General features: G+C 69.5%; 9 protein-coding genes. 5 read left to right on the top strand and 4 right to left on the bottom strand.

The annotated features are described in order from the left end of the window. Positions 1-7: 7 nt before the first annotated feature. The gene (locus ASG59_RS17415; protein WP_056410333.1) at positions 8-4087 is read left to right on the top strand and encodes a M10 family metallopeptidase; all 4080 of its coding nucleotides are present in this window, start codon (positions 8-10) and stop codon (positions 4085-4087) included. A 21-nt stretch (positions 4088-4108) separates the two neighbouring features. On the opposite strand, the gene ASG59_RS17410 is transcribed toward ASG59_RS17415, so the two are convergent. Further along, positions 4109-4873, bottom strand: a complete 765-nt coding sequence (locus ASG59_RS17410) for a helix-turn-helix domain-containing protein (RefSeq protein WP_056410332.1) — start codon at positions 4871-4873, stop codon at positions 4109-4111. A gap of 86 nt (positions 4874-4959) precedes the next feature. Here ASG59_RS17410 and ASG59_RS17405 point away from each other — a divergent pair, with 86 nt between their 5' ends. Further along, the gene (locus ASG59_RS17405) at positions 4960-5946 is read left to right on the top strand and encodes an MBL fold metallo-hydrolase (RefSeq protein ID WP_056410330.1); all 987 of its coding nucleotides are present in this window, start codon (positions 4960-4962) and stop codon (positions 5944-5946) included. A 105-nt stretch (positions 5947-6051) separates the two neighbouring features. On the opposite strand, the gene ASG59_RS17400 is transcribed toward ASG59_RS17405, so the two are convergent. Continuing rightward, positions 6052-7428 carry a heterodisulfide reductase-related iron-sulfur binding cluster gene (locus ASG59_RS17400; RefSeq protein WP_055886768.1) on the bottom strand — a complete coding sequence of 459 codons (1377 nt, stop codon included), beginning with the start codon at positions 7426-7428 and terminating at the stop codon, positions 6052-6054. 123 nt (positions 7429-7551) lie between these two features. Here ASG59_RS17400 and ASG59_RS17395 point away from each other — a divergent pair, with 123 nt between their 5' ends. After that, positions 7552-8109: a pyridoxamine 5'-phosphate oxidase family protein gene (locus ASG59_RS17395; RefSeq protein WP_056410328.1), complete on the top strand. Its 558-nt coding sequence runs from the start codon at positions 7552-7554 to the stop codon at positions 8107-8109. Positions 8110-8127: 18 nt separating this feature from the next. Here the strand turns inward: ASG59_RS17395 and glcE are convergent, their stop codons facing one another. After that, on the bottom strand, positions 8128-9315 hold the full coding sequence (gene glcE / locus ASG59_RS17390; RefSeq protein WP_056410326.1) for a glycolate oxidase subunit GlcE: 1188 nt from the start codon (positions 9313-9315) through the stop codon (positions 8128-8130). A gap of 95 nt (positions 9316-9410) precedes the next feature. Continuing rightward, positions 9411-10859 (bottom strand): lipopolysaccharide biosynthesis protein, encoded by a 1449-nt coding sequence (locus ASG59_RS17385; protein ID WP_056410324.1) that lies wholly within the window; start codon positions 10857-10859, stop codon positions 9411-9413. 382 nt (positions 10860-11241) lie between these two features. Here ASG59_RS17385 and ASG59_RS17380 point away from each other — a divergent pair, with 382 nt between their 5' ends. Both ASG59_RS17380 and ASG59_RS17375 read left to right on the top strand, forming a co-directional pair. Then, on the top strand, positions 11242-11688 hold the full coding sequence (locus ASG59_RS17380; protein ID WP_056410520.1) for a TadE/TadG family type IV pilus assembly protein: 447 nt from the start codon (positions 11242-11244) through the stop codon (positions 11686-11688). Then, positions 11688-13334 (top strand): TadG family pilus assembly protein, encoded by a 1647-nt coding sequence (locus tag ASG59_RS17375; RefSeq protein WP_056410322.1) that lies wholly within the window; start codon positions 11688-11690, stop codon positions 13332-13334. The genes ASG59_RS17380 and ASG59_RS17375 overlap by 1 nt, the downstream gene beginning before the upstream one ends. Positions 13335-13420 lie beyond the last annotated feature (86 nt).

Genomic DNA, 13420 nt, shown 5'->3' with positions numbered 1-13420 from the left:
GGCAGTCATGGCGATTCGGTTCGGTAACGAGGACGAGGACGAGGACTTCGGCGCCGGCATGCCGATGATGATGGCGCAGAAGGCGTCCGCATCAACGCCCGCCCACCGCATTCCCGTCTCCTCGTCCGGGCCGACCTTCGCACAGGAAGTGACCTTCATCAGCGGCCTGAACCCGGACGGGACGCTGTCCGACGAGTCGTTCGCGGGTTTCAACGAAGGCTCGGCCTTCAAGTGGGGGTCGTCCACCGCCGGCACGGGCGCCACCATCGGCTACACCTTCGACGTCGATTCCGCCTTCACGGCCCAGGAGAAGGCGACCTTCGTCAAGGCCCTGGCGATCTGGTCGGCCATCGCCGACGTGACCTTCACGCTGAGCACGACGATCCGCGGCATTACGCTGGTACGCGGCGAGACCAATTCGGGCGCCTTCGCCAACACGCCCCAGACGATCGGCAGCGGCAGCAGCCTCGGCAGCGTGACCGGGCAGTCGATGATCAACATGGAGACGTCGGCCGCCGGCTTCGACCTCTCCGGTTCGTTCGAAGTCGCCGGCGGCTACGGACTGTCGACGATCATCCACGAGATCGGCCACGCCATCGGGCTCGGGCACAGCGGCAACTACAACGGCAAGGTCGACCCGGCGACCCAGCAGTTCAGCGCCTTCGACGACGGCCAGTACAGCATCATGTCCTACCTCTCGTGGATCAACGGGACCGCCAAGTACCGGGCCGCCAATCCCTTCCCCGGCACGAACTGGGGGTCGAGCGCCGACGGCGCGATGCGCGAAGCGCCGCACACCGCGATGATGGCCGACATCGAAGCGATCCAGCAGCTCTACGGCACCTCGAAGACCGCCACCTTCGCCGGAGGCCAGACCTACGGCTTCAACACCACCGTCACGGGCGTCCTCAGGGAGTTCTTCGACTTCACGGCCAACACGGCGCCGATCGTGACCCTGTACAACAAGGGGCTCGGCAACGTCCTCGACCTCTCGGGCTACACCCAGGCGGCGACCGTCTCCCTGGAGCCGGGAACCTTCAGCAGCGCCGGCGGCCTCGTCAACAACATCGCCATCGCGCTCGGCACGGTGATCGGCACGGTGATCGGCGGGTCGGGCGCCGACACCCTGGTGGGCAGCGGCCTGGGCGACGTGCTCAACGGCGGAACGGGCGCCGACACGATGAGCGGTGGGCTGGGCAGCGACACCTACGTCACCGATGGCGGCGACAGGATCATCGAGGCGGCGAACGCCGGGACCGACCTCGTGCGGAGTTCGGCCGGCCATACGCTGTCGGCCAACGTCGAGAACCTGACCCTCACCGGCACGGCCGCGATCAACGGCTTCGGCAACGCGCTGGCCAACGTGATCACCGGCAATGCCGCGGCCAACGTCCTCAATGGCCTGGTGGGCGCCGACACCATGATCGGCGGGGCCGGATCCGACACCTATTACGTCGACGACGTCGGCGACCGCGCCATCGAGGCCAATGGCGCCGCCGGCACCGATCGCGTCTACGCCGCGGTGTCCTACGCGCTCGGCGGATCGGAACTCGAGACCCTGATTCTGACCGGTACCGGAAACCTGAACGGCACGGGGAACTCCCTGGCCAACGTTCTCACCGGCAACAGCGGCGACAACGTCCTCAACGGCTTGGGCGGCGCCGATACGATGTCCGGCGGGGCCGGGTCCGACACCTATTTCGTCGACAACGTCGGCGACCGCGCCATCGAGGCCAACGGCGCCGCAGGCACCGATCTCGTCTACACCACGGTGACTTACGCGCTCGCCGGCTCGGAGCTCGAGAACCTGACCCTCACCGGGGCCGGAGCGATCGACGGCACCGGCAACTCGCTCGCCAACGTGCTGACCGGCAACGCGGCCGCCAACGTCCTCGACGGCCTGACCGGCGCCGATACCATGATCGGGGGGGGCGGGTCCGACACCTATTACGTCGACGATGCCGGCGACAGGGCGATCGAGCTCAACGGTGCCGCGGGCACCGACCTCGTCTACGCTTCGGTGAGCTACTCGCTGGGCGGCTCCGCACTCGAGAACCTGACCCTCACCGGCACCGCGAGCCTCAACGGCACCGGCAACTCGCTCGCCAACGTGCTGACCGGCAACGCGGCCGCCAACGTCCTCAACGGCCTCGTCGGCGCCGATACCATGATCGGGGGGCTCGGCAACGACGCCTACGGCGTCGATGACATCGGCGACCGGGTGATCGAGGCGGCGGGCGGCGGCACCGACCGGGTGCTGACGAGCGTCACCTACACGCTGGCGGCCGGCCAGGAGATCGAGCGGCTCGAGACGGCGAGCACAGCGGGCACGACGGCGATCGGCCTCACGGGCAACGCGTTCCACAACGTCCTTGTCGGCAATGCCGGCGCCAACGCCCTCGACGGCGGGGCCGGATTCGACGAGGCCAGCTATGCCGCCGCCGCGGGCGCCGTCACGGTCGACCTCGCCGCGAGTACGGCGAGCGGGGCCGCCGGGTCCGACACCCTCCGCGCCATCGAGGCGGTCCGCGGTTCGGCCTTTGCCGACACGCTCACCGGCGATGCCTTCGTCAACCAGCTCGCGGGCGGCCTCGGCAACGACACCCTCAATGGCGGTGCCGGCTCCGACTTCGCCGACTACAGCGCGGCCACCGGCGCGGTCTCGGTCAGCCTCGCCGCCGGAACCGCCACGGGTGCCGACGGCAACGACGTCCTGATCGGCATCGAGGGCGTGCAGGGTTCGCGCTTCGCCGACACGATCACCGGCAGCACCGGGTTCAACCAGCTCTCCTATGCCGCAGCGCTCGGCGCGGTGGCCGTCAACCTCGCCACCGGCAGGGCGAGCGGGGCCGCGGGCGCCGACACCTTCACGAGCATCGAGGGCGTGGTCGGCTCGGCCTTCGCCGATACGCTCACGGGCAACGCGGTCGCCAACGTCCTCACCGGCCTCACCGGCGACGATCGCCTCGACGGCGGCGCCGGCGACGATGTGGCGAGCTATCACCTCGCGCTCGCGGCCGTGAGCGTGAACCTCGCCGCCGGCACCTCTTCGGGGGCGGACGGCAACGACACGCTGGTCGGCATCGAGAGCGTGCAGGGCTCGGCCTTCGCCGATACGCTCACGGGCGACGCCGGGCTCAACACGGTCTGGTACGGCGAGGCCACGGGGGCGGTGGCGGTCGACCTCGCCACCGGCCTGTCGAGCGGGGCCGCGGGCGCCGACATCCTGGTCGGCTTCGAGCGCGTCGCCGGCTCGATCTTCGGCGACACGCTGTTGGGCGACGCCGGTGCCAACTACCTGACCGGCCTCGCCGGCAACGACATCCTCGACGGCCGCGACGGCCTCGATTTCGCCCTCTACTTCAACGCCGTCGGCGCGGTCACCGTCAGTCTCGCCGCCGGAACCTCCAGCGGTGCGGACGGGACCGACACCCTACGCAACATCGAGGGCCTCGTCGGCTCCTCCTTCGGCGACGTCCTGACGGGCGATGCGGGCGCCAACATCCTCGACGGTCTGACGGGCAACGACAGCCTCGACGGCGGCGGCGGCTTCGACTTCGCCGAATACGAGGTGGCCGCAGGCGGCGTGACGGTGAACCTCGCGACCGGGACCGCGGCCGGAGCCGATGGAGCCGACACGCTCGTCAGGATCGAGGGCGTGACCGGCTCGGCCTTCGCCGACACGCTCACCGGAGACGGCGCCGGCAACCTCCTCGACGGGCGCGGCGGCGCCGACCTGCTCGTGGGGGGGGTCGGCAACGACGCCTTCTCCTTCACCGCCGCCCTCGGGGCCGGCAACGTCGACCGGATCGCCGATTTCGCGACCAGCGAATTCGACCTGATCTACCTCGAGAAGGATGTGTTCACGATGCTGACCACCGCGTCGGGCACGCAGCCCGGCGCGCTCTCGGCCGGCATGTTCGTGATCGGCACCCAGGCCGTGGATGCCGACGACCGCATCCTCTACGACGGAGCCACGGGCGGGCTGGCCTACGACGCGGACGGATCGGGCGCCCTGGCGGCGGTGCAGTTCGCCATCCTGGAGAACAGGGCCGCCCTCTCGGCTGACGTCATCTTCGTCGTGTGACCGGGCGCCTCCTGCGGATCCTCAACGCCGCAGGCCCAGGAGGCTGCCCGAGGCGGGTGCGCCGAAGGTCTTGCGGAAGTCGTGGGCGAAATGCGGCTGGTCGGCGAAGCCGGCCGCATGGGCCGCCGTCGTGAAACTGTCGCCGGCGGTGACGGCGGCGATCGCCCGCCGCATGCGCAGCCAGGCGCGGTAACGGCGGAACGGCACGCCGACCTGCGCTGTGAAAAGGTGCTGGAACCGCGACGACGACAGCCCGACGGCGGCGGCCAGGGCGCCCGCGCCCATCGCCGGGTCGTCGTGGAGGAGTGTCACGGCACGGGCGATCCGCGCATCGACCGACCGCCTGGCGCGTCCGCACGAGAACCGCACGACATCGGCGAGCGTCGCACCGGCTTCGCGCACGCCGTCGCGGCTCTCGTGGAGATCGCGAAAAGCGCGGACCTCCCCGCCCGCGCCCAGCAGCACGCCGCCGGCCTCCTGCCCGCCGTCCACCAGCGGCGACAGCCCGTGCGCGCCGCCCGATCCGGGTTCGAGGTAGAGGACCGCGATGGGGTCGCCGCGCACGTCGAGCTCGTGGGCGACACCCGCGGGGATCATCGCCGTGCGGCACGCGGTCCAGGCACCCTCGCCGACCCGGATCCGGAAGCGGTCGTAGAGGCCGGCGAGATAGACCGGCGCCCCGTGCCGGTGGCTGGCGTTGTACGACAACGGCCCGGCGAAGAAGGTGTGCGCCCCCTGCACGTGCCAGAGGGGACCGAGGGGCCGAGAGTCAGCACGTTCGTACAAGCGGACCCGCTCCCCCGGATGCTACCGCCATCGGAGGCCGGCACGGCTCGTCGTGATCCGGCCCGGCGAGAAGGGACACCCTGGACATGACCGGATGGACACGGCGGCGGCTCGCCGCATCGGGCGTAGCGATCCTGGCCGCTCCCGCCCTCCTGCGCAATGCCGGCGCGGCGCCGCTGTCCGGCGATCCGTCCGATACGTCCGGTCTCTACCGCTTCACCCTCGGAGCCTTCACCGTCACGGCGATCCTCGATGCCGCCGCGATGATCGACGGCCCCTGGCCCATCGTCGGCGAGGATCGCCCGCGCACCGAGGTCGAGGCGCTGATGCGCGAGAACCGGCTGCCGCCGGACCGCTTCAAGCCGGGGTTCACGCCGATCCTGGTGGACACGGGCCGTGAGCGCGTGCTGTTCGACACCGGCAACGGCGAGGTCGGCTTCGTGAAGCGGCCCGCGGGCGGGCGCCTCGCCGAGCGGCTGCGCGCGGCCGGCCACGACCCCGGCGGCATCGACCACGTCGTCCTCACCCATTGCCACACCGACCATATCGGCGGCCTGATGGAGGCCGGACGCCCGGCCTTTCCGAACGCGACCATCGCCGTCGGAGCGGCCGAGCTCGATTTCTGGACGAAGGACGCGCGCCTCGGTTCCGCGCCGGAGGGCAACGAGCACACGTCGGCGCTCGTCGTCCGCAGCCACCTCGTACCCCAGGTGGCGCGGATCCGCACGATCCGGCCGGGGGAGGAGGTGGTGCCCGGCATCGCGGCGGTGGCCGCCCCGGGGCACACGCCGGGCCATCTCGCCTATCACGTCGAGAGTGCGGGCCGGCGGATGCTCATCTGGGGCGATTGCGCCCATCACGAGGTCACCTCCCTCGCCCGCCCCGACTGGCACGCCCTGTTCGACATGGACAAGGCCATGGGCGCCGCGACACGGCGCGACCTCTACGGCATGGCGGCGGCCGACGAGATCCTGGTGGCCGGCTACCACACCGCGTTTCCCTCCCTCGGCTACGTCGTGGCCATGGGGACGGGGTACCGCTGGATTCCCGTCAGCTACCAGCTGGACCCGTGATCCTACGACATCCGTTCGGTGGCCTCGCCGTGCGGATGTCGGTCATCTTCGGGCACCGCGCGGGCTCGGTGACACGCTTCCCGCTCGAATCGCGCGGACGCCGTATCACTCGGCCGCGTGGAGGACATGCGCCTCCTCGAGCACCGCCGGCTTGGGGCCGCCGGTGGCCCAGTCCAGCAGTTCCACCGTGTGGACGATGGGGATCGCGGTGCCCTTCCCGATCTGCGTGGCGCAGCCGATGTTGCCGGTGGCGATGACGTCGGGGCGCATCCGTTCGATGTTGGCGACCTTGCGGTCGCGCAGGCGGCCGGCGATCTCCGGCTGCAGGATGTTGTAGGTACCCGCCGAGCCGCAGCAGATGTGGCCCTCCGGCACGTCCTTGACCGTGAAGCCCGCCGTCTTGAGCAGAGATTTCGGCTCGGTGCGGATGCCCTGGCCGTGCTGCATCGAGCAGGCGGAATGGTAGGCGACCACGAGGTCGCTCGTGACGATCGGCGGCATCAGGCCGAGGCCCGCCATGTATTCGGTGACGTCCTTGGCGATGGCCGACACCCGCGCCGCCTTGGCCGCATAGGCCGGGTCGTCGCGGAACATGAAGCCGTAGTCCTTGATCGTGGTGCCGCAGCCCGAGGCCGTGACCACGATGGCGTCGAGGCCGGCCCCGTCCATCTCGGCGATCCAGGCGTCGATGGTGCGCCTGGCGGTGGCGTGCGCCGTGTCCGCCTTGCCCATGTGGTGGGTGATGGCGCCGCAGCAGCCCTCGCCCTGCGCCTGCACCACCTCGACCCCGTGGCGGGTCAGCAGGCGAATGGCCGCCTCGTTGAAGTCCGGCCGCAGCACGCTCTGGGCACAGCCGCGTAAGAGGGCGACGCGGCCGGCCCTGCCCGGCATCGGCTCGCCCTGGAGCAGGGCGCTCGCCTCCCGCGCGCGGGTGTCGGCGGGGAAGGTGCCGGGCCGGTCGGAGGGGTTGCGGTTGGGCAGGAGCGCGGGCGCGAGGTCCAGCATCGCGGCCAGGCGATTGCCCACCCGCGGAAGGCGGGCGACGAGGGGCCGGAACGGCCCGCCGATCTTGGCGCCCAGCAGCGCCAGCCGGAACCGGTTCGGATAGGGCAGGACGAAGGCGAGCACGCTACGCAGGAGGCGGTCGCTCAGGGGGCGCCGGTAGGTCTCCTCGATATGCGTGCGGGCATGGTCGACGAGGTGCATGTAGTGCACGCCCGAGGGGCAGGTCGTCATGCACGACAGGCACGACAGGCAGCGGTCGACGTGCTTGACCACCTCGGGCGTCGCCGGCTTGCCGCCCTCCAGCATGTCCTTGATCAGGTAGATGCGTCCGCGGGGGCTATCGAGTTCGTCGCCCAGCAGCAGGTAGGTCGGGCAGGTCGCGGTACAGAACCCGCAATGGACGCAGGTCCGCAGGATCTTTTCGGAGGTCGCCATCGCCGGGTCGGCGAGCTGGGTGGCTGTGAAACTGGTTTGCACGGCGTTGTCCCGGAGCTCTTTTTCGTTTCTTCCCTGACGTACCTCTACACCAAAATTCGTGCGAGGAGGCGGCTGCGGGCGTCGCGGGTTATCGGGGCAGGCGGAAGCGGAGGAGACGAGGGCGTGGGCAAGCAGTTCGACCGCATCGACGAGGCGCACGAGGCCTTCATCGCGCGCCAGCGGATCTTCTTCACGGCATCGGCGGCGGACGGAACGCGGGTCAACCTCTCGCCGCGCGGCACCGATGCCTTCCGGGTCCTCGGACCGAACGCGGTGGCTTATCTCGACCGGACCGGCAGCGGCAACGAGACGGCGGCCCACCTTCTCGCCGATGGGCGCCTCACCGTGATGTTCTGCGCCTTCGAGGGGGCGCCGCGAATCCTGCGGCTCTACGGGCGGGGCGAGGTACTCCCCCGCCAGGGCGCGCCCTATCGCACGCTCCTGGCGGAGGCCTTCGGCGGCGATGAGCCGAGGGGCGCGCGACAGATCGTGCGGCTCGCGGTCGACCTCGTCCAGACCTCCTGCGGCTTCGGGGTGCCGCTCTTCGACTTCGCCGGCGAACGCGACTCCCTCGATCGCTGGGCGAACGCGAAGACCGACGAGGAGATCGAGGCCTACCGAAAGCTCAAGAACACGCGCAGCCTGGACGGTCTGCCCACGGGACCGGTCGAGGAGACCTGAAGCCGCTACCCTCTCCCGTCACACCCCCGCATACATCCGCCCGGGGTTGAACACCCCTGCCGGATCGTGCGCCGCCTTGATCCCTGCCGTGATCCGCATCAGCGGCCCGGACAGGGGCTCGAACACCGGGACGGCGGCGCGCAAAGGATCGGGGGCGCGCACCAGGGTGGCATGGCCGCCGTGGACCTTGAGGATCGCGCGGATCGCCTCGGCGCCGGCATCGCCCGTCGCGGGCGTGGACAGCCAGATCAGGCCGCCGCCCCAGTCGTAGAACCAGCGGGCCTCGCGCTCAGCGGCGATGGCCGCGGCGACGGCGGGGCCGTGGCTCGGCGCCGTGGAGATCCGCCAGACCGCGGCCTCGCGTGGCTCGGCCAGGGGCACGACATCGCGGACCGCGCACCAGAGCGCGGCGCCCTGCGCGTCCTCGACCACCGTCGGCGCGCCGAAGCGCTCGAGGAGGCGGCGCAGTTCGCCCAGGCGATAGTCGATCGAGACGGAAAAGCCTTCGAGCCGCATCAGGGTACGCGGCTCGGGGCCGTGGACGCCCGCCGGCAGGTGGGCGGCACCGGTCAGTTCGAAGGGCGAGCCGAGCGCCGTGGCGAGCGCCTCGACGGCGCGGGCGTCGTCGAGGCCGGCAAAGACCAGGGTGGCGACGCGCTCCTGCACCGGCAGCACCTTGAAGGTGACCTCGGTGAGGAGACCCAGCGTCCCCCACGAGCCGGCCATGAGCTTGACGAGGTCGAGACCGGTGACGTTCTTCATCACCCGGCCGCCGGACTTGATCGCCTCTCCCCGCCCGTTGACGAAGCGCACGCCGATCAGGCTGTCGCGGGCGGCCCCCGCGTTGATGCGGCGGGGGCCGGCAGTGTTGGCCGCCGCCACGGCGCCGAAGGTCGGCTCGCCGGCCGAGCCCATCAGCGGGCGATAGTCCACCGGCTCGAACGGCAGCATCTGGCCGCGCTCGGCCAGGAGCGCCTGGACCTCGGCCAGCGGCGTGCCGGCGCGGGCGGCCACCACCATCTCGGCCGGTTCGTAGAGCGTGATCCCGGTGAGCCCGCGGGCCGAGAGCGTCGCCTCGTCCTGCGCCGGCCGGCCGATTCCGGCCTTGGTGCCGCCGCCCACGAGGCGCAGCCGCTCGCCGCGGCCAGCGGCGTCGCGCACCACGTCGGTAGCCGCATCCTCGTCGTGAGGCTCGTATGAACGCATCGCTTCCCGCCCTGGCGTGCGCTGTGGCCGCGCATCCTTGGGACCGTTCTAAAAGGCTTGCGGCCGGAATGCATCCGGGTTTCGCGGGCGATGCCTCAGCCGGCCGGCACCGGCGCGCGGTTGCGCAGGCGCTCCACCGCGATGGTGCGCAGGCCAGCGATGTCGAAGGCCCAGACGAGGCCGGCGTAGAGCAGGATCCCGGCCGGCACCGACAGGCCGAGGGCCTGCCAGGCCGGGAGCGGCCGCAGCGGCAGCAGGCAGACCAGCATGGCGAGGCTGGCGCCGCTCGCCGCCAGGATGTCGCGCCACGGCAGGGCGATCCGGTCCCGCCCGGTCAGGGCCCGCACCGCCAGGACCAGCATCGCCGCGGCCATGCCGAGGCTCTGCGCCATGGCGACCCCGGCCGGCCCGACGAGGCGCGGCAGCACGAGGAGGCCGATCCCGTTCACCGCGAGCCCCAGCAGCGCCGCGCCGATCACCGGCAGGGTGCGTCGCCTGATCTGGAAGACCGGGTTGAGGGCGAAATTGGTGAGCGCGAGGCAGAACAGGCCCGGGATGAGGATGGCGGCATAGGTGACGAAGGGCCCCCGGAAGGCCTCGGGCACGACGAGGTTCTGGAGGGCGGGCAGCACCACCCAGAAGCCGGCCGCGCAGGGCAGCATCAGGGCCACCACGATGGCGGCGTTGCGCCCGATCTGCGCTTCCGCGGCGGCGCGTCCGTGATGCTCCTCGGCCTGGACGGCGAGCTGGAACAGCAGCAGGTCGAGGGCGGTGCCGAGGGTGCCGAGGCTGCGCGAGGCCACGTCGGCGGCCAGCGAGAAATAGCCGGCCTCGGTGAAGCCGGCCTGATCGGCGATCGACCAGCGGTTGAGGAAGGGCAGGAGCTGGTAGAGGCCGTTGGCCGCGATCAGGGGTAGGCCGTAGACCAGGAACAGGCGCCGGGTCTCGGACAGGCGCAGGCGCTGCCTCGGTGCCGGGGCGTCGCGCAGGGGCTCGCGCAGGACGAGGACGGCCACGGCCTGGCTGAGGCCGCCGGCCAGAAGAACGTAGACCGGCTCCGGGTAGAACCAGGCGACCGCCGACATGCTCACGAAGGTGAGGACGTTCTTGACCGCGACCAGGCGCAGGTAGAGGCCGCCGTCGAACCGCGCCCGCGCCAGGGCGGCGTGATAGTCGAACAGGCCGATGCCCACGGCGACCAGGGCCGCCCCGGCCGTGACCGCGGCCCGGCTCTGGGGGGCGTTGCCGCCCCAGAGGTCGAGGCCGCCATAGAGGAGTGCCAGCCCGATCATGGCCAGCGCCAGGACGGCGTAGGCCCGGTCGAGCCCCTGGCGGATCCACGGCTCCTCCACCCGCACCCGGCCGGAATAGAACCGGGTCGCGGACAGGCGAAGCCATTCGAACAGCAGGGTGTTGAGGACGACAGCACCAGCCGAGGCCAGGGCGAACACGCCGAACTGCGCCGGCCCGAGCAGCTTGGCCACCAAGAGGCCGACCACGAAGTTGAGGCCGGCGTTCAGCAGGAAGGCGACGATGACGGCCATGGCTCCCTGCCCCGAACCCGCGCGACCGTCCCGGTCTAGGCGCGCGGTGCGAAGATTCCGCTAATGCCGCCCTCTCACGCCCGGTTTCATGAACTTCGAGCCATCCGCCCGACACGGATCGTGATCGCAGCGAGCACAGATCGGGAAATCCATATCTGCGGCTTGATCAAATGCGCGCGAGAATGCCCTCACCGCAAGCGTGCTATCACCGACCGTGGTCTTCCGCTCAACGCCCCTTAGATGAGCGCGAAACCGAGCCTACATTGGCATACCACGATCATATATCAGCATTTTGTATTCACTTAAACGTTTCGTTAGAGAGTCGCCGCCAACATATGCTTATAAGCCTAGGTGAGACTCAATTCTTATGGGGATTGATTTCATGAAATTTGTACGAAATCGCATAAAAAACATCACGAAGATTGTCGATTGCGCGCAAGGGAATTGTGCGGTCGAATTTGCACTTGTCGTGCCTGTCCTCCTTGCCTTGTTTTCGGGCATCGTCGTGTTCGGGATCTATCTTGGAGCCTGTCACAACCTTCGCCAGATTGCGTCCGAAGCGGCACGGGCGTCGATCGCCGGCCTGAGCGACCAGGAGCGAGCCGCCCTGGCATTCCAGCGGGTGAACAGCGCCCTCGCTGATAACGCGATGTTCAAACCGGGGACGGTGGATGTAAAGGTCGGGGCCGACCCGGACGATAACACGATCTATACTGTGACATTGAGCTTCGACACCAAGTCCCTGGGGTTCTCCGGTCTGTCCGGCCTCATCCCGATCCCGCCAGACCTGATCACGAGCAAGGTCACCGTCCGCCGTGGAGGGCTGTGATGCGCGGTCGCTCGTTCGGTCGAGACCGGCATGGGGCAGTGGCGGTCTTGACGGCCCTCGGCCTCACGGTCCTGATGGCCGCCGCGGCCGTGGGAATCGATCTCGGTTCCATGGTCCTGGCACGGCGCAAGGCACAGGGCGCCGTCGATCTCGCCGCAACTCTTGCCGCCGCGAACCCCGCCAAGGCCGATGCCCTGGCCCGCCGGTCCCTCGCCGACAACGGTTATGCGTCGGCCCTCATCACGGTGCAGCCCGGCAGCTACTCCGCCGACGCCAAAGTCTCCCTCGATGCACGGTTCAGTGCCGACTCCGCGCTCGCCAGTGCCGTGCGGGTCGCCATGACAACCTCGACGCCGACTTTCTTCGCACCGGCGCTGGGCCTGAACCGCGAGGTCGACATCACGGTCAGGGGAACCGCAGCTTCGGCGCAGTTTGCCGCGTTTACCGTTGGCTCAGGCTTGGCCTCGTTAAATCCGGGTGTCGCCAACGCCATTCTGACCGCCATGCTCGGCAAGCCGGTCAGCCTGTCGGTGATGGACTACAACGCCATCCTTTCCACGCGGGTGGACGCCTTCCGTTTTCTCGATGCCCTGGCGCCGAGCCTCGCTCTTCAGGCCGGCAGTTATCAGGACATCGTCCGGTCCACGGCGACGATCGAGCAAGTCGTCTTGGCTCTGAAAGCGACAGCCGACGGAACCGCAAACGGCGCGGTCGCCGCCTCTGCCCTCCGTCAGATCGCCTCGGGCCTGCGAAGCGGGATGCCGATCCGGGTCGATCAGATCGTCGACCTGGGGGATGCGGGCACGCTCAATCCGGGCGCCGGCTCGCGGGGCCCGACGATCGACCTGATGAATACGCTGTCCGATGCCGTCGTCATTGCGAACGGGCAACGCCAGGTCTCCGTGAACATCGGTGCATCGATCCCCGGAGTGACGGGGACGAAGCTGACGCTCGCGATCGGCGAACGCCGGCAGAGTTCGGGGTACGTCCGGCCGGGTAGCGCCGCCGCGACGGTGACGACCGCACAGGTGCGCCTATTGATCGAGGCGGACATCACGCTTCCCCTCAATCTCGGCTCGCTGACCCTGCCGATCTACGTTCAAGCGGCCCAGGCCAAGGCGACCTTGCGCTCCACCACTTGCCCATGGTCCGATCAAGGTCAGCGCCAAGTCGTCCTCGACGCGCAGCCGGGACTGGCCGACCTGGCCGTCGCCACCATCCCCAAGGCCTCGATCGATCCGACGGCCGCAACGCCCAGTTTTTCGCAGCCGGCGACCCTCCTGCGCGTGGCGCCCAGCCTCGTTGTCAGCGGCCGCTCCTCGCTTTCCATCGGAAGCACGTATGCCCAATCGGTGACCTTCGGCGAAGACGACATCGCACGGCATACGGTGAAGACCGTGAGCTCGAACGGCCTCACGCAATCGGCCGTCACCAGCTTGATTCAGAACCTGGACCTCTCTGTGAGTGGCATCGGCATCCTGACGCCGGGTCTCCTCACAGGCACCGTCGCGACCGTCCTCGGCACGGTCGCCCCAGCTCTCGACGGGGTTCTCAACAGCACCCTGCGGACGCTCGGTCTCCGCCTCGGGAACGCCGACGTCACCGTCGACGGCACCCGCTGCGATCAGGCCGTCCTAGTCCAGTAGTCATCACCTATAAATTTTAGTCTTGTTGTTTTATTTTCATCAATGAATGAAATATGACATCGATATAATATTTTAAGATAATTATA

Origin of the sequence: Methylobacterium sp. Leaf466 (assembly GCF_001425565.1) — a bacterium.
GTDB lineage: Bacteria > Pseudomonadota > Alphaproteobacteria > Rhizobiales > Beijerinckiaceae > Methylobacterium.
The sequence above is the reverse complement of the archived record's forward strand: the minus strand, read 5'-3'. Positions and strand labels throughout refer to the sequence as shown.